Raw genomic sequence first — 25771 nt, 5'->3', positions numbered from 1 at the left:
GGCCAGCGGCCGGCACTACCGAAGCCACGCCGGCCAACGGCCGGCATTGCCGACGCGGTCAGCAGGCCGTCGGTGCGGCGGCGATTGCCGCCAGCAGTTCGCGGTTCACCTGCTGGTGACGCGCCTGCCAGACGGGAAGATCATCGGCCCTGATGTCCGGTTGGCCATCCAGCGACGACAGCCAGCGCTTGAAGCGGCTCTGGTAGTTCGCCAGCGAGACTTCGCCGGTGATGTCACTGCCGACCAGGCTACCGGCGCGCAGTGCTTCGATCACCACCAGTGCGTGTTCCAGCTGGAAGCGGCCCTGGTCCCAGTTGCTGCGCGCAACGTCCTCGGCGAATACATCCTTGTCGATCGACAGGTAGGTCGGCTGCGGGGATGCGGCCTGCTCGGCGGCGAAAGCAGCGACCAGTGCCTCCGGATGCTCGAAGCATCGGAACGCACGGCCCATGCCGAGGCGGTGGCCCCAGCCCACGTCCACGTCCATGCACCAGTACGTCAGGCGTCCACCCATCAGCGGTCGCCAGTGGTTCTCCCAGGCATGACCGAGGCCGATGTCGCTGGAAGTGATGCCGAGCACATGGATGTGCGAGATCTGCGGCAGCTTGCTGGCGGCGTTCACCCACGAGCCGCAGTGCATGCCGAGCGGGAACCGCATGTTGTCCGGATGGTTGTCCAGCACCACCAGCTGGAACGGGGCCTGCCCATGCATGCGGCGCAGCAGTGGCAGGCTCAGGTGGTGGAAGTCGCCGCTGCCGAGCATGACGGTTCCGAGCTGGGCCGGCAGCGGTGCCAGCACGTCAGCGGCGAAACGGTCGAGGGTGGCAGTGCTGCAGGCGAAGCGCAGCGGATCGTGCCACTGCGGCAGAGCCAGGGTCTGCGCCTGTGGCAGCGGCAGCACGCCACCGTCCAGGTCCAGGATCAGCGGGGAACGCAACGGCATCGTTCAACCGCCTCCATCAGGTTCGCCCTGCAGGTGCGGGGCCAGCTTGCGCAGGGCGGCGCGCAGCAGCGGGGAGCGTGCGTGGATCGCGTGCCGGGTGGAGGTGAAGCGGGCGCCCAGCTCGGCCTTGATCCGCGAGTCGGTCCAGCCGGCCACGTAGTGGCTCAGGCCGTGCTGCAGCGCGTACTCGAGGTTGTGCATCCAGCTGACCGCGTACAGGTTGTGCTCGCGCGACTGCGGGTACGCCAGGCCGATGTACTTGTCCACCAGCTTGCCGGCATGCACGTAGCACAGGTTCCAGCCGATCAACCGGCCCTGGTGGCGGTACAGGAACATCCGTCCCTGGCCCTGGCTGTCGGCCAGCAGGTACTGGAAATAGGGCAGGTCGAGCTGGTCGAAATGCACCGCGCTCTGCGCGTATACGCCCAGGTACAGCGCGTACAGTTCGGCCTGCAGTTGCGGGTCGGCCAGGGCCGGGTTGCCGGTGGCGATGCAGTCGATCTGCAGGTCATCGCGCGAACGGAGCTTGCGACGGATGTTCTTGCGGCGCGACGATGACAGGCGGCCGAGATAGTCGTCGAGCGAATCGAAATCGATCGCCACCCAGGCCAGCGGCATGCCTTCCAGTTCGACGAAGCCGCGTGCCAGCAGCGCCTGCAGGAAGGCGCCGCTGTGTGCGTTGGCGGCGTCGTCCAGCAGCGGTGAATCGATCGCCAGGTCCTTGACCACCAGCAGCCGGGTATCGCCGATCGCGTGACGTGTCACGTCCTCGGCCAGCGCCTCCGGCGCCACGTGCGCCGGCAACGGGGTGTACTCGGTGCTGGTGGCACCGACGAAGCGCGTCTTCCAGGTGATCCAAGGCCGCCACAGGCGCGACAGCGGCAGGCCGAGCAGCCTGCCGCGCAGGTCGCCATCCATGGTGGTGGTCAGATCCAGCGGCGCACGGAAGGTCGGCAGGCCGCTGGGAAGGCGGCCTGCCTCGAATCCGAGCGGCGGGTGGGCCAGGAAGCCCTCCAGCAGCGCGGCCGGTTCCAGCGCGGTGCTGGATGCGCGTGACGTCATTTCCATCGGCACGGGAACCGGCAGCGCATCGACCTCAGCCCTTGGCCTTGGTCAGCGCCTGGTCGAGCAGGGTGATCGCCAGGTCGATCTCTTCGTAGCTGATGTCCAGCGACGGCGCGAAGGTGATCACGTTCTTGTACCAGCCACCCACGTCGAGCACGAGGCCCATGCGCTTGCCGTCGTGCAGCAGGTCACCGGCCAGGCCGATGTCGACCATGCGGTCCAGCAGCTCCTTGTTCGGCGTGTAGCCGTCGGCCTGGCAGATTTCCGCACGCAGCGCCAGGCCCAGGCCGTCGACGTCGCCGATTTCCGGGTGGCGCTTCTGCAGGCCGCGCAGGCCGTCGAGGAAGTACGCGCCCTTTTCCGGCACGGTGCGCTCGTAATCCATTTCCTTGCCCAGCTTCAGCACTTCCAGGCCCAGGCGGGTGCCCAGTGGGTTGGAGTTGAAGGTGGAGTGGGTGGAGCCCGGCGGGAACACGGTCGGGTTGATCAGCTCTTCGCGCGCCCACAGGCCCGACAGCGGGTTCAGGCCGTTGGTCAGCGCCTTGCCGAACACCAGCACGTCCGGGGTCACGCCGAAGTGCTCGATCGACCACAGCTTGCCGGTGCGCCAGAAGCCCATCTGGATTTCATCGACGACCATCAGGATGCCGTACTTGTCCAGCACGCGCTTGAGGCCGGTGAAGAAGTTGCGGGGCGGGATGACGTAGCCACCGGTGCCCTGGATCGGCTCGACGTAGAACGCGGCGTACTCGGCCTGGCCGACCTTGGGATCCCACACGCCGTTGTACTCGCTTTCGAACAGCCGCTCGAACTGCCACACGCAGTGGTCGGAGTACTCGTCCGGGGTCATGCCCTTCGGGCGACGGAAGGGGTACGGGAACGGGATGAACATCGCGCGCTCGCCGAAGTGGCCGTAGCGGCGGCGGTAGCGGTAGCTGGAGGTGATCGACGACGCACCCAGGGTGCGGCCGTGGTAGCCGCCCTCGAAGGCGAACATCAGGCTCTTGCCGCCGCGCGCGTTGCGCACGATCTTCAGCGAGTCTTCAATGGCCTGCGCACCGCCAACGTTGAAGTGCACGCGGCCGTCGAGGCCGAACTTCTCGTGCATGTCCACGGCAATGGTCTTGGCCAGCTGCACGCGGGTCGGGTGCAGGTACTGGCTGGCGACCTGCGGCAGGGTGTCGACCTGGTCCTTCAGTGCATCGTTCAGGCGCTTGTTGCTGTAGCCGAAGTTGCACGCCGAGTACCACATCTGCAGGTCGAGGTAGGGCACGCCTGCGCCGTCGAACATGTAGCTGCCTTCGCCGCGCTGGAAGATCTTAGGCGGATCGACGTAGTGGACGGTATCGCCGAAGGAGCTGTAGCGGGCTTCGTCGGCCAGCAGCTGCGCATCGGAGGCAGCGGCGGCGGCGTTCTTGTCAAAAATGTTCATGCAGTTCGGTTCCGTGAAGGACGTTCGAAAGGGGTAACAGGGGAGCGCGCCTGCAAGGGAGTGCTCAGGCGGTGGCCAGCAGCAGGGGCAGTGCGGCGGGCTGCGGGCTGGCGTCGAGACGACATGGCTGCAGCAGGCTGCCATCGAGCAAGCGCGGCAGCAGTGCGATTGCGTCGTGGAAGGTGTCGATGGCGGCATGCTCGATGCCGGCATGGGTGCAATGGGTGATCAGGCGGCGCTTGGCGAACACGAAGTCGGCATCTTCGGATACGCAGAAATCCGAACTGCCGTCGCCGATCATCAGCACGCGCGGCGCTTCGTTGGCGCGCGCCTGTGCGGCGCAGGTGCATTTGCAGGTGCCACTGCGGCAGCCTTCGGCCTGGTAGGGCGATTCCAGTTCCCAGTGGTCATCGCACCAGCGCAGGTGGTTGGCCACCACCGGCAGCTGCGCCAGGCCGTGGTTGGCGAGAATGCGATGGATCGCATAGTCCAGGCCGTCACTGACGATGCGCAGCGGAACGCCCAGCTGTCCGGCACGGCTGACAAAGGCGGCGAAGCCCGGATCAATCTGCACCTGGTCCAGATGGGCATCAAGCGTGGCCGGGTCCAGCTTCAGCAGCCGCACCTGGCCCTGCATGCATTCACGCGAGCCGATCTTTCCCGCCTTCCACTGGTCTTCCAGTTCCTGCCAGCCCGGCTGGCCGTACTTTTCCAGCAGCGAGTCGATGACATCTTCGAGGCTGATGGTGCCGTCGAAGTCACACAGGATGCTCCAGCGCATGGGCAGGTCCGTCGATGAAAGAAGCGTCCGGCACGATGCCGGGGCAGGCTCAATGTAGGCAGGCCGCCTTTCTCGTTCCTTTCCTGTTGAAAGGCTTTTTTTACGGGCTGGGAAAGCGTTCAGGAAGATGCATGGATGAATGCGCGGCGCGCAGGCCACGCATGCATGTGCGGGTCAGGCGCGGGCCAGGACCTGCAGTATTTCGGCCGTCTCCTCACGGGTCTGCCAGGCGCTGTTGCCAAGGGTGAGCATGCGTGCGGCGAAGTCACGTGCATTGGGCACGTCCTTCTGCGGCACGATGCCACGCAGGTAGGCGTAGTCGGGCAGGGCACGGATGAACATACGGCTGGCGCCGAGGCCGCGCGGCCACAGTGTGTCCAGTGCGGCGTCACGCGCGCGCTGGCTGGGCAGCAGCAGCATCAGCATCGGCCAGGTGCCGCCGGTGCCGGCCAGGCCATCGACCACCTCCACCGCCGGCAGTTGTGCCAGCTGCACGCGCAGCTGCAATGCGCGCAGGCGCCCGGCCTGCAGGAACGCCGGCAATCGCCGCGCGGCATGGGCACCGATGTTCTGCCGCCATCGACTGACCCGGTGCTGCGGTATGTCCAGCGGGAAAATGTCACCGACCGCGTCTTCCAGATCGCCACGCCGCAGTGCGCTGCGCAGCGGATTGCCGTACACCAGCGACAGCAACAAGGGGCGATAGCAGGCGGCAAGGCCAAGCAGCTGCACACTGCGAAGCAGCTCCCAGCGCAGGTTGAAGCGCACGTGTTCGGCGGCATGCTCGGCCAGTTCGGCGCGCAGTTCGTCGTCGCGGCTGACCAGCAGGCCGCCTTCGTGCAGGCTCAGACCCTTGCCGGCGGCCAGGCTGAAGAATCCGATGTCGCCACGCAGGCCGACGCTGCTGTTGCCCACCCGTGCGCCCAGCGCCTGTGCGGCATCTTCGATGACCCAGGCGCCGGCGCTGCGGGCGATGTCGCAGGCCCGTTCGACATCGGCGATGCGACCGCCGAGGTGGGTCGGCAGGATGGCCAACGTACGCGCATCGGCCAACCGTTCGAGCTGGCCGGGATCGAAGTCGAAGTGGCCGCGCCGGGTATCGCACAGCTGCACGCGCAGGCCGAGGCTGTGCACCGCGATCGGCACCAGCGGGCAGGTGTAGGCCGGCATGATCACCGTGTCGCGCCTGGGCGCGCGCTTGCGCAGGGTGCGCAGGGCGATCAGCAGCGCGTGCGTGCCGGAACAGGTCAGCTGCAGCGGCGGCGTGCCCAGCTGGTTGGCCAGGATCCCGCGCAGGTCACCACCACCGGGAAGGAAGTCGCTGGCCTGCATCGGCAGGCCGGCGGTCGGTGGCAGTTCGCGCGCGAACAGGCTCATCGCAACGCGCTCACGAAGCGTTTTCGGTGGGACTGTGCGGGTCGTCCGCTTCCGCGCGGGCGAGGCAGACGATGCCGGCCACGATCAGCACCGCACCGACCAGGTGGTGCAGGGTGAGAGGCTCTTTCAGCAGCCACGCCGAGAGCAGCAGTACGCTGATCACCTCCAGGTGCGAGGCCGCGAACGCCGGGCCGATCGGTGCATGCCGCAGCAGGCTCATCCAGGTGAAGAACGCACCCACGTAGCCCAGGATGGCGCCGTACACCCATGGTTGCGACAGCACGCGCAGCAGCCAGGTGGTGTTGGCCTCGACCGGCAGCGCAGCATCGCCGGCGTACTTGAAGCACAGCTGGGCCAGGGTGTCGAAGGCCATCAGCAGGGGGAAGCCGATCACATACAGGCGCCTCACGAGCCGGCCCCCACCACCGCCACGCCTGCGGTGACCAGCAGCATCCCGGTCACCCGCAATGGCGTGAGCTTCTCGCGGAACAGGATGCGGCCGGCGATCATCAGCGCCACGATGTTGATCGAGCCCAGCAGCACGCCCTTGGACAGCGGAACCAGTGACAGGAAGGCGATCCAGGCAACGAACTCAAGCACGTAACAGGCGATGCCGATCCACAGCCAGGGGCGGCTGAGCATGTGCTTCCAGCGCTGCAGTCCCTCGCCCTCCTGCGGGTCGCTGGCGGCGGCCTTGAAGGCGAGCTGGCCACCGGTATCGAGCACGACATTGGCCAGCCACAGCAGCGTGGCAAGTGCCCCCATCTCAGGCCACCGCCTTGAGGACGCCGTTGCGTTCACCGATCCCGGTGAAGAAGCGCGCGCTGCGGCGGATCACCTCGCGGCGTTCGCGGTCGATCGTGATCATGTGGTAGCTGTCCTCCAGTACCACCAGTTCCTTCGGGCCACTGACCCGCGACATCACCAGTTCGGCATTGCCCATGCTGGCCACGTCGTCTTCGCGGGCGTGCATCACCAGGCACGGGGCGGTGACCTGGTGCAGGTGGCGGCGGGTCCAGTTGCTCAGCGCCCGCATCTCGGCCAGCGCGTGCCAGGGATTGCCCGGAAGGCCGGCCGCCGCGCTGTCGCCGGACAGCATGGCGGCGCTGACCTGCGCACGCAGGCGCTCGTCGCGCAGGCCGTACGGCGGTTCTTCCATGAACATGCGGTCGCGGCCGATGTTGAAGCGCTTGAACCACGGCAGCAGGAACGAGAGGCGGGCGACGGCGGGTATGTTCCAGCCGTCGTAGCGGAACGTGGCGCCATACACGCCGACGCCGGACACCCAGTCCGGTCGTCGAGCAGCAAGTGCCAGCGACAGCACCGCGCCCATCGACAGGCCACCGACGAACAGCTGGTCGACCTTGCCGCGCAGGCTTGCCGCCGCATCTTCCACGCCCTGGTACCACTGTTCCCAGGTGGTCGCCAGCAGGTCATCCACGGTGCCGCAATGGCCGGGCAGCTGCACGCCGTGTACGGTGAAGCCGGCGTTGTTCAGCCCTTTGCCCAGCATGCGCATTTCCGCCGGGGTACCGGTCAGGCCGTGGACCAGCAGCACGCCCTGCGGGCCACCGGGGAGGAAGAAGTCGTGCGAGTCGGTCACCTGGCGGCTCCGGGACGGCAGTGGGGAGGGTCAGGATCGCAACCGCGATTTTCGCCAGCCTTTCAGCGCCCCGGTCCGGGTCAGGGGCCCTTCAGCAGCGGCAGCGTGATGGCGACCTTGAGCCCGCCGCCGGGGCGGTTGAGGAAGGTCAGGCGCCCGCCGAAGTGCTCCACCGCCTCGTGGGCGATGGCCAGGCCCAGGCCGGTGCCGCTGGCGGTGGTGCCGGGGGCGCGGAAGAAGCGCTCGCCCAGCCGCGGCATCACGTCCTCGGGTACGCCGGGCCCGTTGTCCTCCACGTACAGTTCGACGTCGTTGTCATCCAGCGCGTGCACGCCGACGGTAACGGTCGCATCGCGGCCGGCATAGCGCAGCGCATTGTCGATCAGGTTGTCCAGTGCTTCCTGCAGCTGGGCACCGTTGCCGAGCACGCGCAGCGGCTGGGGGCTGCCGCGGTAACCCAGATCGATGCCATCGCGGATCGCTTCAGGCACGCGTGTACCGACCCACTGCGGCACCCGTTCGCACAGGTCCAGTGCCTCCACCGTCTCCGGCACGGTCTGGGCCCGGCTCAGCGCCAGCAGCTGGCTGCTGACCCGCGCGGTGCGCTGGTTGAGCCGGCGGATGTGCTGCAGTGCCTCGCGCACCGTGTCCGGGTCGCCATGCGCCAGTGCCTGGTCCACGTGCAGGGCCATGCCGGCCAATGGCGAGCGCAGCTGGTGCGCGGCGTCGGCGATGAACCGGTTCTGCAGGGTGATCATTTCCGCCTGGCGGGCAAACAGATCGTCGATGGTGCTGATCAGTGGCTGGATTTCCTCCGGCACGTCGGCGTCGGTGATCGGCGCCAGTTCGCCGCGGCGCTGTGCCAGGCGGGTCCTCAGCGGGGTCAGGATGCGCAGGCCATGGGTCACCCCGAACCAGACCAGCGCGGCAGTGCCCAGCGCCAGCATGGTCATCAGCGGGATGATGATCATCAGGATCTCTCTCGCGCGCTGGCGTCGTTCGGCCATGCTTTCGGCCACGGTTACCGCCAGCTGGTCCTGCGGATCGTTCATCGCACGCGTGCAGACGGTGGCCATGCGCACCGGCTGGCCGTTGAGAATGCCATCGTACAGGGTGGGGTCCACGCCGGTGCATTCCTGCGAAGGCGCGTAGGCGCTGAAATCTGCATTGCCGCTGAGCGTCCCCTGGCGGCTGCTGTCGACGTTGAAATAGCGATGGCCGTCGGGTTCGTACTCGATCAGGAAGCGCGCCTGCGGAGACAGGTCGCTGGTCACCGGCATGGTGCTCAGCATCTGCGCGAACGAGTGCGTGTCGTCGATCAGGTTGCGGTCGTGGATGCGGTTGGAATAGTCCAGCGCAACGTAATAGGCCAGGATCGTATTGAAGGTGAGAAGGCCCAGCATCGGCAACGCCAGGAAGGCGAGCAGGCGCCGGCGCAGGCTGGGCGGTCCACTGATCACGGGGCGCTGTCGTCCTGCGCGTCTTCCAGCATGTAGCCCAGCCCGCGCACGGTGCGGATGCCCATGCCGCCCGGCTGCAGCTTGCGGCGCAGGCGGTGCAGGGCGATGTCCAGGCCGTTGTCGGTCAGGTCCTGGCCCCAGTCGCACAGCGCTTCCACCAGTTGCGCGCGTGACACGATGCGCTCTGCACGCACCGCCAGCGCCGACAGCAGGCCGAACTCGCGTGCGGTCAGTTCAAGTGATTGGTCGTCGATCCATACACGGTGCCCGGCCAGGTCCAGGCGCAAGCGGCCGATGCGCAGGTCCGGATTGCCATTGCTGGTGACCCGCCGCAGCTGTGCACGCACGCGGGCTTCGAATTCGTCCAGTGCGAACGGCTTGACCAGGTAGTCGTCGGCACCGAGGTCGAGCACGCGCACCCGCTCGGCCAGGCCGTCACGCGCGGTCACCACCAGCACCGCCAGGCCATCGCCACGCTGGCGCAGTCGTTGCAGCACGTCGCGGCCATCCAGTTGCGGCAGCCCCAGGTCCAGCACCAGCAGTGCGTACTGGGTCGAGCCCAGTGCTGCATCGGCGTGCGCACCGTTGTCGACGTGGTCGACCACGTGCCCCTGCCGGCGCAGCGAGGCGCACAGGCCGGAGGCGATGTCCGGGTCGTCTTCAGCAATCAGAACGCGCATGCGCGGGGGCTCCTGTAACGGTCAGGCCCACCGGCTGGACGGGGCGGGCCTCTCGGCTGCCGAAGGGTAGCCGCAAACCGGGTGAAGGTGGAGCGCGCCGGCACCTCCCGGCGCCGTCACGCTGTCCCTCCATTCAGTCCTGCAGCCCCGGCTCACCCAGCGCCAGCGGCATCCGGGAGCCATCCAGCAGGCCACGGCTGAGCTTGCCCTCCTCGATGAACAGCAGTTCGCCGTTCTCGCCGTTCTTGATGCTGCTGTCGATGGCGATCACGCGGTCGCCGTGGAAGCTGCTGACGTGTGGCATCGAGGTATGGCCGACCACGATGCGCTTGAGCTGCAGGCAGTCGAGCACGGCCTGCACACCCGCGGTGTCAAGGCGGCCATCGAAATAGCCGCGGTACCAGATCGGGCTGGTCTTGCCGTCATACAGCGGTGCGGTGGCCGGGTCGGCCTTCACTTCGGCCTTGGGCAGGCCCAGCGAGGCCTGGTAGGCCGCGTTGGTGCGTGCCGGGTCCAGCGCCAGCTGCACCGCCTCGGGCGAGATGCCGCCGTGCAGGAACAGGGTATCGCCGATCTTCAGCAGTACCGGTCGGGTGCGCAGCCACTGCCCGATCACCGAGTCGGCGCCATACAGCTGCGGGTAGCTGCGGCCCAGCAGCTGGGCGCTGCGCAGGTACTTCGGGTTGACGTAGCGCAGGTCGTCGTACAGCACCATGGTTTCGTGGTTGCCGAGCACGAAGTGCACGGCGCCACCGGCGGCGGCCGCCTGCTGCTGCAGGCCGTAGAGCAGCCAGAACGCCTCGGTCACCTGCGGGCCGCGGTCGAACACGTCACCGGTGATGATCAGGGTGTCCTTGCCCAGCGCCCAGCGATCCTCCGCGTCGATCACGTGATGGGCACGCAGCAGGCGCACCAGCAACCCGTACTGGCCGTGAATGTCGGACAGCGCGACGATGCGCGGTGTGGCCGGCAGCACCGAGACCGAGGCTGCATTCGGCGCAGCCACATGCACGGTGTGTCCGTAGCCGCAGCGCGGTGCGATATCAGTCCCTGTTGCCCCGGAGGCAAGCGTGCGCGATTCGACCTTGTCGGCGCAGATCCAGTTGGCCTGCACCCGGTCGCCCTGGCGGAACACATAGGGGCCATCGGCCTGCACGTGGTCGGCGGGTGCGGCAACCTCGCGGGCCTGCGTTGCTCCGGCGCTGCAGGCCAGCAACGGCAGCAGCAGGGCGGTCATCAGGGAAGGGCGATAGCGCGACATCGTCGGTATCCGGCGGCGGAAACATCCGATGCTAACCGGCGCGACCGGGTCGCGGTGTGCGCGAATGGGCGGGTCAGGCGCTGTGCCCGTCGTCCCTGAGCTTGCGCACACGGGTGGCGGCGGCCTGCAGGGGCCGACCGTCGCGCCCGCGCGGCTGCATGTACGGCAGCGGTCGCCGCGTGCTGGACTCGATCAGCTGCGAATGGGCCTCGCCCGCGTCGAAGCGATGGCGCTCACCCCATTGGCGCAGCGCGACCAGCACCGGGAACAGCGCCTGGCCCGCGGCGGTGAGCACGTATTCCTGGTAGGCCGAGCCGTCGGAGGCCGGTTGCAGTTGCAGGATGCCGGCCTCGACCAGCCTGCGCAGGCGATCGCTGAGGATGTTGCGGGCGGTGCCAAGGCTGCGCTGGAAGTCGCCGAAGCGGCTGACGCCGTCGAAGGCATCGCGGATCACCAGCAGTGCCCAGCGATCACCGAGCAGGTCGGCGCTGCGGGCAACGGGGCAGGGGCTGTCTGCGTGCATGGCGGTCTCCGTCCTATGTGGTTGCAGTTTAAAACCAAAGTGGCTAGCCTGCATCCGGTTTCAATATGAAACCAGATGACGAATGCCATGCCGATTCCACGCCCCCTGCTGGTGCTGCTTGCGGTTGCCGCCGGCGCCAGCGTTGCCAACGTCTATTACGCGCAGCCGCTGCTGGATCAGCTTGCACACGCCTTCGCGCTGGAGCGGGCGGTTGCCGGCGCGGTGTTGGCCGCGACCCAGGCCGGCAGCGTGCTGGCATTGCTCGGGTTGCTGCCGCTGGCTGATCGCGGTGACCGACGGCACCTGCTGCGGCTGCAGCTGGCGGCACTGGTGGCAGCCCTGCTGTGGCTGGCAGCGGCACGCACGGCCGGTTGGCTGTTGTCGGGCATGCTGCTGGCCGGGCTGTTGGGCACCGCGCTGACCCAAGGCTTGATCGCCTACACGGCAGCGATGGCTCCGGCCGCGCAGCGCGGGCGCGTGGTGGGGGTGGTGCAGGGCGGGGTGTTCATCGGGTTGCTGCTGGCGCGCGTGCTGTCCGGCACGGTGGCGGCCATTGCCGGCTGGCAAGCAGTCTATCTGCTGTCGGCAGCGCTGATGGCGACCCTGGCCGCACTGCTGTGGCGGCGCCTGCCGGCTGTGCCGATACCCGTGGTGCCGCCGCGTTGGCGCGACCTGATCGGCTCGATGCTGGGCATGCTGCGCCGGGATCGAACGCTGCGCGAGCGCGGTCCACTGGCGTTGCTGCTGTTTGCCGGACTCAACGTGTTCTGGGCGGCGGCCCCCTTGCCGCTGTCGGCCCCACCGCTGCAGTGGTCCACTGCGGCCATCGGTGCGCTCGGCCTGGCTGGGGTGGCAGGTGCATTGATGGCGTCGCGGGTCGGGCACTGGATGGACCGCGGTTTTGCCGATCGGGTCAGTCTTGGCGCGCTGCTGTTGATGCTGGTCGCGTGGTGGCCGCTGCTGGGCCTGCCGCAGTCGCTGTCGTTGCTGCTGCTGGGCGTGATCGTGCTCGATCTGGGTGGGCAGGCGCTGCATGTCTCGAACCAGGCGCTGCTGCTGCGCGCGCCGGGCGAGCAGCATGGACGCCTGGTGGCGCTTTACATGCTCTTCTATGCGGTGGGTAGTGGTGCCGGTGCGGCTGCCGGGCCCTGGGTGCAGGCCCGGCACGGCTGGCCTGCCGTGTGCCTGCTGGGCGCCGGCATCGCGCTGCTGGCGCTGCTGTGGTGGGCGGTGTGGCGGAGGCGGGCGGTGAAAGCAGCGGCTGGCGCGCGAATCGGTAGAGTCGACTGTTAGTCGACTGCTCCTCGTTCCGACGGCGAAAAGGTCCGCGCTGCGCGCGGTAGTCGACTAACAGTCGACTCTACCCGCCACCGGGATTTTTCATTTCCGCCAGTTCAGCGCTGCAACGCGCGCCGCCCCGGCGCTTCCTGCAGGTCGGCGCTGGCCACCACCACGCGGTTGCGGCCGCTGCGCTTGGCCTCGTACATCGCCGCGTCGGCACGTGCCATCAACCGTTCGTAGTCCGGGTGGCCATCATGGCCAGCCACGCCGATGCTGGCAGTCAGCGACAGAGCCTGGCCGTTGGCCAGTGCCACTGGCGACTGCGCGATCTGCCGGCGCAGGCTCTCGGCGATCACCGTGGCCTGTGACTCACTGGCGGCAACCAGCACCACCACGAACTCCTCGCCGCCGTAGCGGAACAGGTAGTCGCTGCCGCGGGTCAGCTGGCCGAGCAGGCCGGCCACATGCTGCAACGCGCGGTCGCCGGCATCGTGGCCGTGGCCGTCGTTGATCGCCTTGAAGTGATCCAGGTCGAGCAGCAGCAGCGAGAACGGCGTGCGGTTGCGCGTGGCCAGCTCGATCTCCCTGCGCAGCACGGTAGGCAGGAAGCGGCGGTTGAGCAGGTTGGTCAGAGCATCGCTGCCGGCATCCAGTTCACCGATGCGTTCGAACAACAGCGTCATCAGGGTACGGATGGCGGCCAGGTCCTCGCGGATGGCCGGCAGCACCGCCAGTCGCTGCGCCGGGGTGTCATGGTTTGCCCGCTGCAGGTTGCCGTCGATGCGGGCCATCAGTTGGCCGACCTGCTGGGTTTCGCTGCTCTCGCCGAAGCTGGGGATGCCCTTGTGGGTGAACCACAGGCCGAATTCCGAGGTCGCCAGGCTGGCGCTTTCGCTGGCCTGCACGTGGCCGGCGAGTGCGTACAGCAGGGCGTTCTCCCAGTCCAGCAGCAGTGCACGCTGGCGCTCGCGTTCAGTACCGACATTCTGCACCAGCGAGAACAACCGGTAGGCAGCATCGGCGCGGGTGGAGCGCTCACGTGCATGGGTGTAGGCCAGGGTCATGCCTTCCATGGCGATGTCCATGATCGCGCTGAGGCAGTCGATGGCGGCGAACGCGGTGGCGCTGTCGGGCGCGTCGTCGCGCAGGCGCACGAACAGCTCGTGCTTGAGTACGCGCGCGCCGCGGGTGACCAGGTCGACCGGAATGCCGACCCGGGCATGTACATCGCCGATCACCCGTTGCGAGGCAACGGTGGCGGCAATGCCGTCGGCATCGGTGGTCAGCAGCTGCACCAGCCAGCGCTGCATGGCCGGTTGCAGGCGTTGCTTGACCTGATCGTGGGACAGGAAGCGGCGTGCACGCCCGTCCTGCAACAGCACTTCGTAGAAGCGTTGGGCCAGCGCCGGCGGGGCATCGGTTGCGGCGGCGTGCAGCAGCGCGGTGGCGGCAGGGCCGGCCTGTTGCAGGCAGTGCTGCCAGGCCTCGGCCAGCGGCTGGCTGGCATCGTCCAGTTGGGGTGGTTCCACGTCGATCTCTGACTGCGTACGGCAAACCACGGGTATCGGCCGCGGTGGCGTGCGGTTGATGGTGGGCAAGCCGGCCAGTTTAAGCGCGATGCAGGGTCGTCCGGCACGCAGGGCACATCAGGCCTGCGGTAGCAATGAGCGAACGCATTTGAGAATCACTCGCATTGATGGGAGAATGCGCGCACGGATCGGGCCGCAGGCGACTGCAGCGACGCTCCGCCTCCCCCTCGTCGTTGCCTCAAGCCCTTTGCCAGAGGCCCCGTTGCCCTGCCAGAAGGTCCAGATCATGTCTCCTGCCGTTGTCCTCTCGCCGCGCCCGCTGGCGCTCGCCGTTGCCGCCCTGCTGGCGGGCAGCGCCCTGACCGCCCAGGCTGAAGCCGACGCCACCGATATCGACACGGTGCACGTCACCGCTTCGCAGATTGCCCGCCAGGCGTTGGGTACCTCGACCATCACCGCCGAGGACATTGCCAGGCGCCCACCGGCCAACGACATCGCCGAACTGCTGCGCACCATGCCGGGCGTCAACCTCACCGGCAACAGCGCCTCGGGCCAGTACGGCAACAACCGCCAGATCGACCTGCGCGGCATGGGCCCGGAAAACACCCTGATCCTGGTCGACGGCAAGCGCATCGGTGCGCGCGATGCCGTGCGCATGGGCCGCAGTGGCGAGCGCAACACGCGCGGCGACACCAACTGGGTGCCGGCGGAGATGATCGAGCGCATCGAAGTGCTGCGCGGACCGGCGGCGGCACGCTATGGCTCCGGTGCTTCCGGTGGCGTGGTCAACATCATCACCAAGCGCCCGACCGGCGACCTTGCCGGTGCGGTCGACCTGTACGGACTGGTGCCCGAACACAGCGCCGAAGGCGGCAGCGAGCGCGTCGGCCTGCAGCTGAGTGGGCCGATGACCGACACGCTCTCGTTCCGCCTGTACGGCAACCTCAACAAGACCGACGCCGATTCACTCGATCTCAACCGCCAGTACGCCACCCAGCCGAACGCAGTGCCACCGGCTGGCCGCGAGGGCGTCAAGAACCGCGACATCAACGCGCTGCTGCGCTGGGACGTGACCGCCGACCAGGTGGTCGAGTTCGAAGCCGGCACCAGCCGCCAGGGCAACATCTACGCCGGCGACCGCGCGGTCAGCACCACGGGTACTTCGACCGGCATCGATCTGGCTGCGCTGGCCGACGGCAAGGCGGAAACCAACCGCATGTACCGCAACACCGGCGCGGTCACCCATCGTGGCCGTTGGGGCGATGTGACCTCGCGGGTGACCGCGGCGGTGGAGGCGGTGAACAACTCACGCATCAATGAAGGCCTGGCCGGTGGCCCGGAGGGCAGCTTCAACGGCACCGACTGGTCGACCTCGCGCCTGCGCAACTACCAGCTGGATGGCGAAGTGAGCTTCCCGACCACGCTGGGCAGCGCCGAGAACATCTGGACGCTGGGCTTTGAATACCTGGACAGCCGCCTGACCGACCCGTACTCGATGAGCCAGTCCAGCAGCAGCGGCGGTGGCATCCCGGGGCTGTCGGCCGATCGTGCGCGCGGCAAGGCCGATGCGCAGACCACGGCGGTGTTCGTGGAAGACAACATCTACCTGGGCGAGCGCTGGATCGTTACCCCGGGCCTGCGCTTCGACCACCACAGCCAGTTCGGCAACAACACCAGCCCCAGCCTCAACGCGCAGTTCCGCATCAGCAGCGACTGGGTGGTGAAGGGCGGCATTGCCCGCGCGTTCAAGGCGCCGAACCTGTATCAGTCCAATCCGGACTATCTCTACTACACCCGCGGCAACGGCTGCCCCAATGCGCTGCCGAGCCTGGGCGCCGGTTGCTACATGCGCGGCAACGCGGACCTGAAGGCGGAAACCAGCCTGAACAAGGAACTGGGCATCGAGTGGGCACCGCAGAGCGGCTGGCAGGCGTCGTTGACCTACTTCCACAACGATTACAAGGACAAGATCCAGGCCGGCTACACCCAGATCGGGCTGACCGCCGACACCAAGGGCCGCATCTTCCGCTGGGAGAACGCGCCGAAGGCGATCGTGCAGGGGCTGGAAGGCAACCTGGTCATTCCGCTGCTGGGCGAGCAGGGCAACCGCCTGAAGTGGAGCAACAACTTCACCTACATGGTGGAAAACGAGAACAAGACCACGCACCAGCCGTTGTCGGTGATCCCGAAGTACACGATCAACACCATGCTGGACTGGCAGGCCACCGACAGGCTGTCCGTGCTGCTGACCGGCACCTTCTACGGCAAGCAGGAACCGGCCACGACCAACATCAACAACGACCCGCGCTGCACCGGCAGCTGCGATGCATCGATCGCGCTGCAGGATCGTGGCGCGTACAACATCTGGGGCGTGAGCGCGCGCTACAAGGTGACCGAGACGGTCAGCTTCGGCTTCGGCGTGAACAACCTGGCCGACAAGCGCCTGTTCCGCGAGGCCAACAGCAGCGATGCCGGTGCGGCGACCTACAACGAACCGGGCCGCGCGTACTGGGCCAGCCTGCGCTTCGGCTTCTGACCGCAGGCAGTCGTCGGTCTGCAGCCCTCGCCGGGCCATGCCCGGCGAGGGCTCGTGTGGCCTGCAATGTTATAAACATCGTAATAGTCTCCCCCGCCGGCACCGCGTAGCCTGCACCGCATCGCAAAGGAGCTGTTGCCATGGGCCACGACCACGATCACCTGCCATCCCAGATCCGCCACGAGAAGCCCTTGTGGTGGGCACTCGGCCTGACCACCACCTTCCTCGTCGTCGAAGTGGTGGGCGCGTTCTGGACCAACAGCCTGGCGCTGTTGTCCGACGCCGCGCACATGGCCACCGATGCGCTGGCGCTGATGATCGCGCTGGTCGCGGTACGGTTGAGCCGGCGCCCGCCGGATGCGCGCCGCACCTACGGCTATGCACGGCTGGAAGCGTTGGGCGCGATGATCAACGGTGCCATGCTGTTCGTGGTCGCCGCCTACATCCTGTGGGAGGCGATCGGCCGCTTCCGCCAGCCGCAGGAGATCGCCTCCTCCGGCATGCTGGTGATCGCGGCTGCGGGCCTGGTCATCAACCTGATCTCGATGCGCCTGCTGCAGGCGGGCAGTGGCGAGAGCCTCAACGTGAAGGGCGCCTACCTGGAAGTGTGGGCCGACATGCTCGGCTCGGTGGCAGTGATTGCGGGCGCATTGTTGATCAAGTGGACCGGATGGAAACCGATCGACCCGATCCTGGCCGTGCTGATCGGCCTGTGGGTGCTGCCGCGTACCTACGTGCTGATGCGTGAAGCGATCAACGTGCTGCTGGAAGGCGTGCCCAAGGGCATGGACGTGGACAGGGTGCGCGACAGCCTGTCCGGCCACGCCGCAGTCCTGGACGTGCATGACCTGCACGTGTGGGCGCTGGCTTCCAGCACGCCGGCGCTGACCGCGCACATTGTGATGCGCGACGGCACCGACGCCGATGTGCTGCGCCGTGAGCTGGGCGGACGCCTGCATGATGACTTCGGTATCGAGCACGTGACACTGCAGATCGAAGCGGACCACTGCGGCGAAGCCTGTGGCGGGCCGGCGCCGGCCAAGGGCGGCGGACACGAGGGCCATGAAGGCCACGACCACGGCGAGGACGCGCAGGGCCATCGTGGCCACGTGCATCGTTGATCGAAGATGACGCGCGCGCCGGGAGACGCCCGGCGCAGCTATTCGTCCCGCCGCGAGGCCAGCCGATCCGCCAGCCGGGTTGGCTCCGGCAGCCGATAGCCACGCAGGGTGTGCTGCACCCAGCCCAGCGCGGTATCGGCACTGACCCGATGGCCACCGGCCACGAACAGCGGCTTGCAGCGCACCTTGCTGCGCAGCACCCAGCCCAGTTGCTCGTCGCCATCCAGCAGCGGTGTATGCGCACCAGCTTCGGCGCCCGGTTCGACGAACCTTCCCACCAGTTTCGATTTCGCCACGCCGATGCTCGGCAGATCGGTGACCACGCCCAGATGCGCGGCGACGCCCAGCCGGCGTGGATGGCTGATGCCGTGGCCATCGACGAACACCAGGTCCGGCGTTCGTGGCAGCAGTGCCAGTGCGGCCAGCAGTGCCGGCAGCTCGCGGAAGCTGAGCAGGCCGGGGATATAGGGCATCACCGTGGGGATGCGCGCGATCTCCTGCGCCACGGGCTGCAGCGTCCTTGCATCCAGCAGCACCGCCGCGGCGCGGGTAATGGCACCGTTGTCCTCGAATCCGACATCCAGCCCGGCCAGCCAGCGCACCTTGCGTGGCAGGCGGTCCTGGCGTTCCACGCGGCCGGCCAGTTGCAGCTGTTGCGCGCGGGCAGCGGTGACGCTGCCTTCCCAGCGCCCGGGGTCGATCACCGTATACATTGGCTGCAGCATCGCATGCGTGGCGCCACGGCACGGTGAGCGGCCGCCGGGGCTACAATGGCGGCCTGCCTTTCCTCGCGTTGGAGACCCTGCAGTGACCCGTAGACTCGTACTGTTGCGCCATGGCCAGAGCCAGTGGAACCTGGACAACCGCTTCACCGGCTGGGTCGATGTCGACCTGACCGAGCAGGGGCGCCGGGAAGCGGCCGCCGCCGGCCGCCTGATGCGCGAGGAAGGCCTGCAGTTCGACGTCGCCCATACCTCCGTGCTGAAGCGCGCCATCCACACCCTGCAGGGTGCGCTGGCCGAGCTGGAGCAGGACTGGCTGCCGGTGAACAAGTCCTGGCGCCTCAACGAGCGCCACTACGGCGGCCTGCAGGGCCTGGACAAGGCCGAGACCGCTGCCAAGCACGGCGAAGAGCAGGTCAAGGTGTGGCGTCGTTCGTACGACATCCCGCCGCCGCCGATGGACCTGGAAGATCCGGGCCACCCGATCCATGACCGCCGTTACGCCGGGCTGGACCGTAACGCGTTGCCGGGCACCGAATCGCTGGCCACCACCCTGGACCGCGTGCTGCCGTACTGGCACGACGCCATCGCGCCGCAGCTGAAGGACGGCAAGACCGTGCTGGTCACCGCCCACGGCAACTCGCTGCGTGCGTTGTACAAGTACCTCAACAACGTCTCGCGCGAGGAAATCCTCGAGCTGAACATCCCGACCGGCATCCCGCTGCTGTTCGAACTGAACGATGACCTGACCGTGCAGTCGTTCCGCTACCTGGGCGACCCGGAAGCGGCGCGCAAGGCCGCCGAAGCCGTAGCCAACCAGGGCAAGGCGAAATAAGAAACAGAAGGCCGGCGCAAGCCGGCCCTTCTTTTTGTAGAGCCGAGCCCACGCTCGGCTGCTTTGGGCCTTTGCCGCAGGAAGCATGAACCCGGAACGGAGAGCAGTCGAGCATGGCTCGACTCTACAGAAGGACGCTCTGTGACCTTTGGCCGGTCCCCAACCTCACGCCCCCGGCTACCCTGTGAAATTACCCGCAGGAGAGCCTCATGAACGTCCGCAACCTGGTCCCGCTGGGCCTGACCATCGCCATCGCTGCCTCGCTGGCCGCCTGTGGCAAGAACGAAACCGCGCCGGCGGCCAGTGCCGACGCCAAGCCGGCCTTCGACCTGTCGCAGATCAAGACGCCGCTGATCTCGCTCAACAGCGCCGACCTCGATCCGGCCATTTCGGCCTGTACCGACCTCAATGGCTTCGTCAACAGCAAGTGGCTGAAGGCCAACCCGGTGCCGGGCGACCAGACCACCTGGGGCAGCTTCGAGATCCTGCGCGAGCGCTCGCTGGAAGTGCAGCACGCGCTGGTGCAGCAGGCCGCCGCCAGCCAGGCCAAGGCCGGCTCGGTGGAAGCCAAGATCGGTGACATCTGGAAGACCGGCAACGACGAGGCCAAGATCGAAGCCGCCGGCCTGGCGCCGCTGCAGCCGCAGCTGGACAAGATCACCGCGCTGAACGACACCGCCGCCATCACCCAGTACCTGCGCGACAGCCAGGCCGAAGGCAAGGGCGTGTTGTTCTCGCTGTTCGCCAATGCCGACTACAAGGATTCGGCCAACGTCATCGCCTATGTCGGCCAGGGCGGCCTCGGCCTGCCGGAGAAGGGCTATTACTTCGACGATGCGCAGGCCAAGATCCGCGACGCCTACGTGGCCTACATCGCACAGGTGCTGACCCTGTCCGGCGTGGACGCGGCGCAGGCCGCCGAGCAGGCCAAGGCCGTGATGGCCTTCGAAACCCGCCTGGCCAAGGCCTCGATGTCACGCATCGAAATGCGTGACCCGGCCAAGCGCTACAACCCGCTCAGTGCCGCCGACGCGGACAAACTGACCCCGAACTTCAGCTGGACCGCGCTGTTCGACACCCTGAAGGTACCGGCCGCGCAGAAGTTCTCGCTGGCGCAGCCGGGCTTCTTCGGTGAAATGGACAAGATGCTGGCCGATGTGCCCGCCAGCACCTGGCAGGCCTACCTGCGCTTCCACACCATCGACGATGCCGCGCCATACCTGAGCAGCCAGTTCGAGAAGGCCAACTTCGATTTCTACGGCACGACCCTGCGTGGCCAGAAGGAAATGCAGCCGCGCTGGAAGCGCGTGCTGGAGTCGGTCAATGGTGGCATGGGTGAAGCCCTGGGCCAGCTGTACGTCGACGCCGTGTTCCCGGCCGAGTCGAAGGTGGCCATGCAGCACCTGGTGGAGAACCTGTCGCAGGCATTGAAGGCGCGGCTGGAGCAGCTGCCGTGGATGGGCGAGGAAACGAAGAAGAAGGCACTGGAAAAGTGGGCCAGCTTCACCCCGAAGATCGGCTACCCGGACAAGTGGCGTGACTGGTCGGGCCTGCAGACCAACGGCGACAGCTACCTGGGCAACATGCAGGCGGCGCGTGCGTTCAACTACCGCTACATGCTGGACAAGATCGGCAAGCCGGTGGACAAGACCGAATGGGGCATGACCCCGCAGACCGTCAACGCGTACTACAACGCCACCAAGAACGAGATCGTGTTCCCGGCAGCGATCCTGCAGGCGCCGTTCTTCGACGCCAAGGCCGATCCGGCGCTGAACTACGGCGGCATCGGTGCAGTCATCGGCCATGAGATGATGCACGGCTACGACGACTCGGGCAGCCAGTTCGCCGCCAACGGCAACTTCGACAACTGGTGGACGGACGCCGACCGCAAGGCCTTCACCGAGCGTACCGATCAGCTGGTCGCCCAGTTCGACGGCTACGAGTCGGTGCCGGGCGTGTTCGTGAAGGGCAAGCTGACCCTGGGCGAGAACATCGGCGACCTGGGCGGCCTGACCGTGGCCTATGACGCGCTGCAGATGGCGCTGAAGGAAGACCCGAAGGCGAATGTCGAGGTTGACGGCCACAGCCAGGACCAGCGCTTCTTCATGAACTGGGCCACCGTGTGGCGCCGCAACTTCACCGATGGCGAGCTGCGCGTGCGCCTGAACACCGATCCGCACGCGCCGGCCAATTTCCGTGCCAACGGTGCGCCGTCGAACATGCCCTCGTTCGCTGCTGCATTCCAGTGCAAGGCGGGTGATGCGATGGTGCGCGCCGACGACAAGCGTGTGGTGATCTGGTGATCGATCACCCGTGACGCGTGGAGCGAAAGGCCCGGCGAACGCCGGGCCTTTCGTTTGCCCGGCTGATCTCAGGCCAGCGCCGGTTCCCGCTCCAGCATGCGATGGAAGCGTTGCAGCACGTACGGATCCACCAGCCCGCCGGCCTGCTCGTCGATGATCCGCAATGCGGCCTCATGCTCCATCGCGTCGCGATACGGGCGCACGCTGGTCATCGCATCGTAGGCATCGGCGATGGTGACGATGCGCGCACCCAGCGGGATGGATTCGCCGCGCAGCCCATCGGGGTAGCCGCTGCCATCGAAGGCCTCGTGATGGGCGCGGATCAGCCGCGCCACCGGCAAGGCGTCGCTGCGGCCGGTGGCCAGGAAGATGTGTTCGCCGCGTACCGGATGCTCGCGCATGATCGCGCGCTCCTCGTCGGTATGCCGGCGGGGTGCCAGCAGCACGTCATCGGGTATGCCGATCTTGCCGATGTCATGGAAGCGCGCGGCCAGGCCGATCTGCGCACGGGCCTCGTCATCAAGATCGCAGTGCGTGGCCAGGCGCTGCGCGAGCAGGCCAACGCGGTCGCAGTGGTGGCGGGTGTAGGCGTCGCGCATCTGCAGCGACATCGAGAGGGCATCGATCAGGCAGGCCTGCGCGTGCAGCAGGTCGGGGGCGGGTACGGCGTCAGGGAACATGGTCATCCGCCCGCACCGGGTGGGGACCGGTGCGGGGTGTTCGGGGGGCGATCAACCCGGGGCAAGTGTGGTCAGAAGGGCGCGGGCCGCATTGAAGCGGTCTTCCGGCAACGGCAGCGGGTGCTTGATACGCAGCTTGTCGGGCCCTTCCATGGCATAGAGGTTCGGTTGTTTCTGGATCAGCTGGATCACCGCCATCGGATCGATGTTCGGCTTGGACTCGAACACGATGCGGCCGCCGTTCTCGCCCAGGTCGAGCTTGCGGATGCCCAGCGTATTGGCTTTCAGCTTCAGCTCGGCGATGGCGAACAGGTGCTTGGCTGCATCCGGCAGCAGGCCGAAGCGGTCGATCATCTCCACCTGCAGCTCGCGCAGCGCATCGCTGTCGCGCGCGCTGGAAATACGCTTGTACAGGGTGAGGCGGGTGTACACGTCCGGCAGGTAGTCTTCCGGGATCAGCGCCGGCACATGCAGCTCGACCTCGGCGCCGCGCACTTCCTCACCGGCATCCAGGTCGGGCAGCTTGCCCTGCTTGATGCTGCGTACCGCGCGTTCCAGCAGCTCGGTATACAGGCTGAAGCCGACCTCGGCCATCTGCCCGCTCTGGTCCTCGCCAAGCAGTTCACCGGCGCCGCGGATTTCCAGATCGTGGGTGGCCAGGGTGAAGCCGGCGCCCAGCTCGTCCATTGAGGCGATCGCTTCCAGGCGCTTCTCGGCGTCGGGAGTGATCGCGCGGCGGTCAGGGGTGATCAGGTAGGCGTAGGCGCGGTGGTGCGAACGGCCCACGCGGCCACGCAGCTGGTGCAGCTGGGCCAGGCCGAAACGGTCGGCACGGTTGATGATGATGGTGTTGGCGTTGGGGATGTCGATGCCCGATTCGATGATCGTGGTCGACAGCAGCACGTTGAAGCGCTGCTTCTGGAAATCCAGCATCACCTTTTCCAGTTCGCGCTCGGGCATCTGCCCGTGGGCGATGCCGATGCGTGCCTCCGGCACCAGCTCGGACAGCTCGCGCTGCATGCGGCCGATGCTCTCCACGTCGTTGTGCAGGAAGTACAGCTGGCCACCGCGCGCCAGCTCGCGCTGGAAGGCTTCGCGCAGCAGCGCGTTGTCCCACTGGGTGATGAAGGTCTGCACCGCCAGCCGGTTCGGCGGTGGCGTGGCGATGATCGACAGGTCACGCAGGCCGGCCATGGCCATGTTCAAGGTACGCGGGATCGGCGTGGCGGTCAGCGTCAGCAGGTGCACGTTGGCGCGCAGCGCCTTCAGCGCCTCCTTCTGGCGCACGCCGAATCGCTGCTCCTCGTCGACGATGACCATGCCCAGGTCCTTGAACTTCACGTCCGGCTGCAGCAGGCGATGGGTGCCGACGATGACGTCGATGGTGCCGGCAGCGACCTTTTCCAGTTCGGCCTTGATTTCCTTGCTGGTCTTGAAGCGCGACAGCACCTCGACCTTCAGCGGGTAATCGGCGAAGCGGTCGCGGAAGTTGCGGTAGTGCTGTTCGGCCAGCAGCGTGGTCGGCACCAGCACGGCCACCTGCTTGCCGGCACTGGCGGCGGCGAACGCGGCGCGCACCGCCACCTCGGTCTTGCCGAAGCCGACGTCGCCGCAGACCACGCGGTCCATCGGCTGGCTGCTGGCCAGGTCGCGCAGGGTCGCATCGATCGCGGCCAGCTGGTCCGGGGTCTCCTCGAACGGGAAACCGGCTGCGAACGGCTCGTACATCGCGCGGTCGACCTGCAGTGCCAGGCCGGCACGCGCCTGGCGGCGGGCCTGGATCTCCAGCAGCTCGGCAGCAACGTCGCGCACCTTTTCGGCGGCCTTGCGCTTGGCCTTGCTCCATTGCTCGCCACCGAGCGAATGCAGCGGTGCGGTTTCCGCCGAAGCGCCGGAGTAGCGGCTGATCAGGTGCAGCTGGGCGACCGGTACATACAGGCGGTCGCCCTTGGCGTATTCGATTTCGAGGAACTCGCCGGGCATGCCACCGACGTCCATCGCGATCAGGCCACGGTAGCGGCCGACGCCATGGTCCTCGTGCACGATCGGCGCGCCCTCGGTCAGCTCGCCGAGGTCGCGGATGATCGCCTCCGGCTCGCGGCCGGCACGGCGCGTGCGGCGGGTGCTGCCGGCGCGCTCGGGGAACAGCTGGCGCTCGGTCAGCACCGCGATGCGCGGATCGTCCAGCGCGAAGCCATCTTCCAGCGGCGTCACTGCGATCGCGAAGCGCGCATCGCTAGCGAGGAAACCGGGCAGGTCGGCCACCACCGGCGGCTTCAGCTGGGCGGCCTGCAGCACTTCCAGCAGTGCCTCGCGGCGGCCGGGCGAATCGGCGGCGATCAGTACCCGGCCCGGATAATGGCCGAGGAAGGATTTCAGCGCATCGCCGGCGGGGGCTTCGCGTGCGGCCACCGGCAGCGGGGGCAGCGGCTGGTCGCCCAGCGCGTGCGCGTCGGCGATGCGTGCGTGGTCGGCGGCCCATACCTCGATGCGCGGGGCATCGTTCAGGCGCTCGCGCAGCAGCTCCGGCGACAGGTACAGCGCCGACGGCGGCAGCAGCGGCCGTTCCACGTCGTGGCGGCGCTGCTCATAACGCTCGCTGGTCTGCGCCCAGAACGCCTCGGCGGCTTCGCCGGCACCGGCACAGACCACCGGCAGGCTGCCGCTGGGCAGGTAGTCGAACAGGGTTGCGGTGCGCTCGAAGAACAGCGGCAGGTAGTACTCGACGCCGGCCGGCGCCAGCCCGGATTTCAGATCCTGGTACAGCGCGCTGCGCCGGGTATCGACATCGAAGCGCTCGCGCAGCGTGGCCAGCACGCGGGCGATGCTGGCCTCGTCCATGGGCACTTCGCGGCCCGGCAGCATGTGCACGGCCTCGACCCTGTCCAGCGAACGCTGGCTTTCCGGATCGAAGGCACGGATCGAATCGATGTCCTCGTCCAGCAGTTCCACCCGCAGCGGCTCGTCGGCGCCCATCGGGAACACGTCGAGCAGGCCACCACGCACGGCGAAGTCACCCGGGTCCATCACCTGCGGCACGTTGCGGTAGCCGGCGCTTTCCAGGCGGCGCTTCTCGGCTTCCAGATCCAGGCGCTGGCCGACCTTCAGGTCGAAGCTGCCACCAATGACGTAGCTGCGCGGGGCCAGCTGCTGCAGCAGGGTCTGCACCGGCACGATCACCAGGCCACGCTTCAGCGTGGGCAGGCGGTGCAGGGCAGCCAGGCGCTGCGAGATGATGTCCGGATGCGGGCTGAAGCGGTCGTAGGGCAGGGTTTCCCAGTCCGGGAAGGCGACCACCGGCAGGGCCGGGTCGCCACCGAGCAGGGTCTGCAGGTCGGCTTCGAGCTGGTTGGCGCCGTGGTTGTCACGGGCGATCACCAGCAGCGGAGCGTCGTGCACGCGCGCTGCCTGGGCCAGGTACCAGGCCAGTGCGGTGGGCGAGGCGGGGGCGCGCCACCAGGCGCGGAGCTGGCCGGCGCGCGGCAGCGGCGGGGCGGGGTATGAGGTACGCGACATGGACCCCGGATTTTAGCAGAAGCCCGATCCGGCTCCTGTGCGTCGTGCCGGCCGGATGCCGGCAGCCTCATGTGCCGTTGGCGGAGCGGAATGCCGGCCAGCGGCTGGCACTACCGGGAGACG

At 67.7% G+C, this 25771-nt stretch carries 21 protein-coding genes; 5 read left to right on the top strand and 16 right to left on the bottom strand.

What is annotated here, in order from left to right; genetic code table 11:
* Positions 1-58: 58 nt before the first annotated feature.
* From ACM0PY_RS15805 to ACM0PY_RS15750, 12 genes are all read right to left on the bottom strand, one after another.
* The gene (locus ACM0PY_RS15805) at positions 59-943 is read right to left on the bottom strand and encodes a hypothetical protein (RefSeq protein WP_180884682.1); all 885 of its coding nucleotides are present in this window, start codon (positions 941-943) and stop codon (positions 59-61) included.
* Between the two features lie 3 nt (positions 944-946).
* Positions 947-2011: a GNAT family N-acetyltransferase gene (locus tag ACM0PY_RS15800; protein WP_180884680.1), complete on the bottom strand. Its 1065-nt coding sequence runs from the start codon at positions 2009-2011 to the stop codon at positions 947-949.
* A 28-nt stretch (positions 2012-2039) separates the two neighbouring features.
* On the bottom strand, positions 2040-3440 hold the full coding sequence (locus tag ACM0PY_RS15795) for an aspartate aminotransferase family protein (RefSeq protein WP_134970302.1): 1401 nt from the start codon (positions 3438-3440) through the stop codon (positions 2040-2042).
* A gap of 64 nt (positions 3441-3504) precedes the next feature.
* Positions 3505-4221 carry an MtnX-like HAD-IB family phosphatase gene (locus ACM0PY_RS15790; protein ID WP_134970300.1) on the bottom strand — a complete coding sequence of 239 codons (717 nt, stop codon included), beginning with the start codon at positions 4219-4221 and terminating at the stop codon, positions 3505-3507.
* A 174-nt stretch (positions 4222-4395) separates the two neighbouring features.
* A complete protein-coding gene (locus ACM0PY_RS15785; protein ID WP_134970298.1) occupies positions 4396-5598 on the bottom strand; it encodes a DegT/DnrJ/EryC1/StrS family aminotransferase in 1203 nt (400 codons plus the stop codon).
* 10 nt (positions 5599-5608) lie between these two features.
* Positions 5609-6007, bottom strand: coding sequence for a DMT family transporter (locus tag ACM0PY_RS15780; protein ID WP_134970296.1), 399 nt, complete (start codon positions 6005-6007; stop codon positions 5609-5611).
* Positions 6004-6363, bottom strand: coding sequence for an EamA family transporter (locus ACM0PY_RS15775; protein ID WP_021202495.1), 360 nt, complete (start codon positions 6361-6363; stop codon positions 6004-6006). The genes ACM0PY_RS15780 and ACM0PY_RS15775 overlap by 4 nt, the downstream gene beginning before the upstream one ends.
* 1 nt (position 6364) lies before the next feature.
* Positions 6365-7201: an alpha/beta hydrolase gene (locus ACM0PY_RS15770; protein ID WP_134970294.1), complete on the bottom strand. Its 837-nt coding sequence runs from the start codon at positions 7199-7201 to the stop codon at positions 6365-6367.
* Between the two features lie 80 nt (positions 7202-7281).
* Positions 7282-8661 carry a sensor histidine kinase gene (locus ACM0PY_RS15765; RefSeq protein WP_134970292.1) on the bottom strand — a complete coding sequence of 460 codons (1380 nt, stop codon included), beginning with the start codon at positions 8659-8661 and terminating at the stop codon, positions 7282-7284.
* A complete protein-coding gene (locus ACM0PY_RS15760) occupies positions 8658-9341 on the bottom strand; it encodes a response regulator (RefSeq protein ID WP_008265770.1) in 684 nt (227 codons plus the stop codon). The genes ACM0PY_RS15765 and ACM0PY_RS15760 overlap by 4 nt, the downstream gene beginning before the upstream one ends.
* 133 nt (positions 9342-9474) lie before the next feature.
* On the bottom strand, positions 9475-10602 hold the full coding sequence (locus tag ACM0PY_RS15755) for a metallophosphoesterase (RefSeq protein ID WP_134970290.1): 1128 nt from the start codon (positions 10600-10602) through the stop codon (positions 9475-9477).
* Between the two features lie 73 nt (positions 10603-10675).
* Positions 10676-11125: a winged helix-turn-helix transcriptional regulator gene (locus ACM0PY_RS15750; RefSeq protein WP_134970287.1), complete on the bottom strand. Its 450-nt coding sequence runs from the start codon at positions 11123-11125 to the stop codon at positions 10676-10678.
* Between the two features lie 75 nt (positions 11126-11200).
* Here ACM0PY_RS15750 and ACM0PY_RS15745 point away from each other — a divergent pair, with 75 nt between their 5' ends.
* The gene (locus ACM0PY_RS15745) at positions 11201-12418 is read left to right on the top strand and encodes an MFS transporter (RefSeq protein ID WP_180884678.1); all 1218 of its coding nucleotides are present in this window, start codon (positions 11201-11203) and stop codon (positions 12416-12418) included.
* A gap of 101 nt (positions 12419-12519) precedes the next feature.
* Here ACM0PY_RS15745 and ACM0PY_RS15740 read toward each other — a convergent pair whose 3' ends face one another.
* Complete coding sequence (locus tag ACM0PY_RS15740; protein ID WP_072166854.1) at positions 12520-13935, bottom strand: GGDEF domain-containing protein; 1416 nt, start codon at positions 13933-13935, stop codon at positions 12520-12522.
* Between the two features lie 286 nt (positions 13936-14221).
* On the opposite strand from ACM0PY_RS15740, the gene ACM0PY_RS15735 reads away from it, so the two are divergent.
* Positions 14222-16471 carry a TonB-dependent siderophore receptor gene (locus tag ACM0PY_RS15735; protein ID WP_180884676.1) on the top strand — a complete coding sequence of 750 codons (2250 nt, stop codon included), beginning with the start codon at positions 14222-14224 and terminating at the stop codon, positions 16469-16471.
* A gap of 140 nt (positions 16472-16611) precedes the next feature.
* Complete coding sequence (locus ACM0PY_RS15730) at positions 16612-17592, top strand: cation diffusion facilitator family transporter (protein WP_180884674.1); 981 nt, start codon at positions 16612-16614, stop codon at positions 17590-17592.
* Between the two features lie 38 nt (positions 17593-17630).
* Here the strand turns inward: ACM0PY_RS15730 and nfi are convergent, their stop codons facing one another.
* On the bottom strand, positions 17631-18305 hold the full coding sequence (nfi, locus tag ACM0PY_RS15725; protein WP_180884672.1) for a deoxyribonuclease V: 675 nt from the start codon (positions 18303-18305) through the stop codon (positions 17631-17633).
* A 94-nt stretch (positions 18306-18399) separates the two neighbouring features.
* Between nfi and gpmA the strand changes: the two genes are divergently transcribed.
* The gene (gpmA, locus tag ACM0PY_RS15720) at positions 18400-19149 is read left to right on the top strand and encodes a 2,3-diphosphoglycerate-dependent phosphoglycerate mutase (protein ID WP_005415787.1); all 750 of its coding nucleotides are present in this window, start codon (positions 18400-18402) and stop codon (positions 19147-19149) included.
* A gap of 209 nt (positions 19150-19358) precedes the next feature.
* On the top strand, positions 19359-21452 hold the full coding sequence (locus ACM0PY_RS15715) for a M13 family metallopeptidase (RefSeq protein ID WP_069140081.1): 2094 nt from the start codon (positions 19359-19361) through the stop codon (positions 21450-21452).
* Between the two features lie 68 nt (positions 21453-21520).
* On the opposite strand, the gene ACM0PY_RS15710 is transcribed toward ACM0PY_RS15715, so the two are convergent.
* Together ACM0PY_RS15710 and mfd are read right to left on the bottom strand one after the other, a co-directional pair.
* Complete coding sequence (locus ACM0PY_RS15710; RefSeq protein ID WP_061479525.1) at positions 21521-22138, bottom strand: HD-GYP domain-containing protein; 618 nt, start codon at positions 22136-22138, stop codon at positions 21521-21523.
* A 45-nt stretch (positions 22139-22183) separates the two neighbouring features.
* Entirely contained in the window at positions 22184-25648 is a 3465-nt protein-coding gene (gene mfd / locus ACM0PY_RS15705) for a transcription-repair coupling factor (protein ID WP_180895424.1), read from the bottom strand.
* Positions 25649-25771 lie beyond the last annotated feature (123 nt).

It is taken from the genome of Stenotrophomonas sp. BR163, from assembly GCF_047520985.2.
GTDB lineage: Bacteria > Pseudomonadota > Gammaproteobacteria > Xanthomonadales > Xanthomonadaceae > Stenotrophomonas > Stenotrophomonas sepilia.
This window is presented reverse-complemented; position numbering and strand designations above follow the sequence as displayed.

Coding starts and splice junctions, on each gene's coding strand:
- ACM0PY_RS15730 (WP_180884674.1), top strand. CDS start 16,612: ATGGGCCACGACCACGATCACCTGCCATCCCAGATCCGCCACGAGAAG.
- ACM0PY_RS15800 (WP_180884680.1), bottom strand. CDS start 2,011: ATGGAAATGACGTCACGCGCATCCAGCACCGCGCTGGAACCGGCCGCG.
- ACM0PY_RS15755 (WP_134970290.1), bottom strand. CDS start 10,602: ATGTCGCGCTATCGCCCTTCCCTGATGACCGCCCTGCTGCTGCCGTTG.
- ACM0PY_RS15775 (WP_021202495.1), bottom strand. CDS start 6,363: ATGGGGGCACTTGCCACGCTGCTGTGGCTGGCCAATGTCGTGCTCGAT.
- ACM0PY_RS15745 (WP_180884678.1), top strand. CDS start 11,201: ATGACGAATGCCATGCCGATTCCACGCCCCCTGCTGGTGCTGCTTGCG.
- nfi (WP_180884672.1), bottom strand. CDS start 18,305: ATGTATACGGTGATCGACCCCGGGCGCTGGGAAGGCAGCGTCACCGCT.
- ACM0PY_RS15795 (WP_134970302.1), bottom strand. CDS start 3,440: ATGAACATTTTTGACAAGAACGCCGCCGCCGCTGCCTCCGATGCGCAG.
- mfd (WP_180895424.1), bottom strand. CDS start 25,648: ATGTCGCGTACCTCATACCCCGCCCCGCCGCTGCCGCGCGCCGGCCAG.
- ACM0PY_RS15760 (WP_008265770.1), bottom strand. CDS start 9,341: ATGCGCGTTCTGATTGCTGAAGACGACCCGGACATCGCCTCCGGCCTG.
- ACM0PY_RS15750 (WP_134970287.1), bottom strand. CDS start 11,125: ATGCACGCAGACAGCCCCTGCCCCGTTGCCCGCAGCGCCGACCTGCTC.
- ACM0PY_RS15790 (WP_134970300.1), bottom strand. CDS start 4,221: ATGCGCTGGAGCATCCTGTGTGACTTCGACGGCACCATCAGCCTCGAA.
- ACM0PY_RS15805 (WP_180884682.1), bottom strand. CDS start 943: ATGCCGTTGCGTTCCCCGCTGATCCTGGACCTGGACGGTGGCGTGCTG.
- ACM0PY_RS15710 (WP_061479525.1), bottom strand. CDS start 22,138: ATGACCATGTTCCCTGACGCCGTACCCGCCCCCGACCTGCTGCACGCG.
- ACM0PY_RS15715 (WP_069140081.1), top strand. CDS start 19,359: ATGAACGTCCGCAACCTGGTCCCGCTGGGCCTGACCATCGCCATCGCT.
- ACM0PY_RS15735 (WP_180884676.1), top strand. CDS start 14,222: ATGTCTCCTGCCGTTGTCCTCTCGCCGCGCCCGCTGGCGCTCGCCGTT.
- ACM0PY_RS15785 (WP_134970298.1), bottom strand. CDS start 5,598: ATGAGCCTGTTCGCGCGCGAACTGCCACCGACCGCCGGCCTGCCGATG.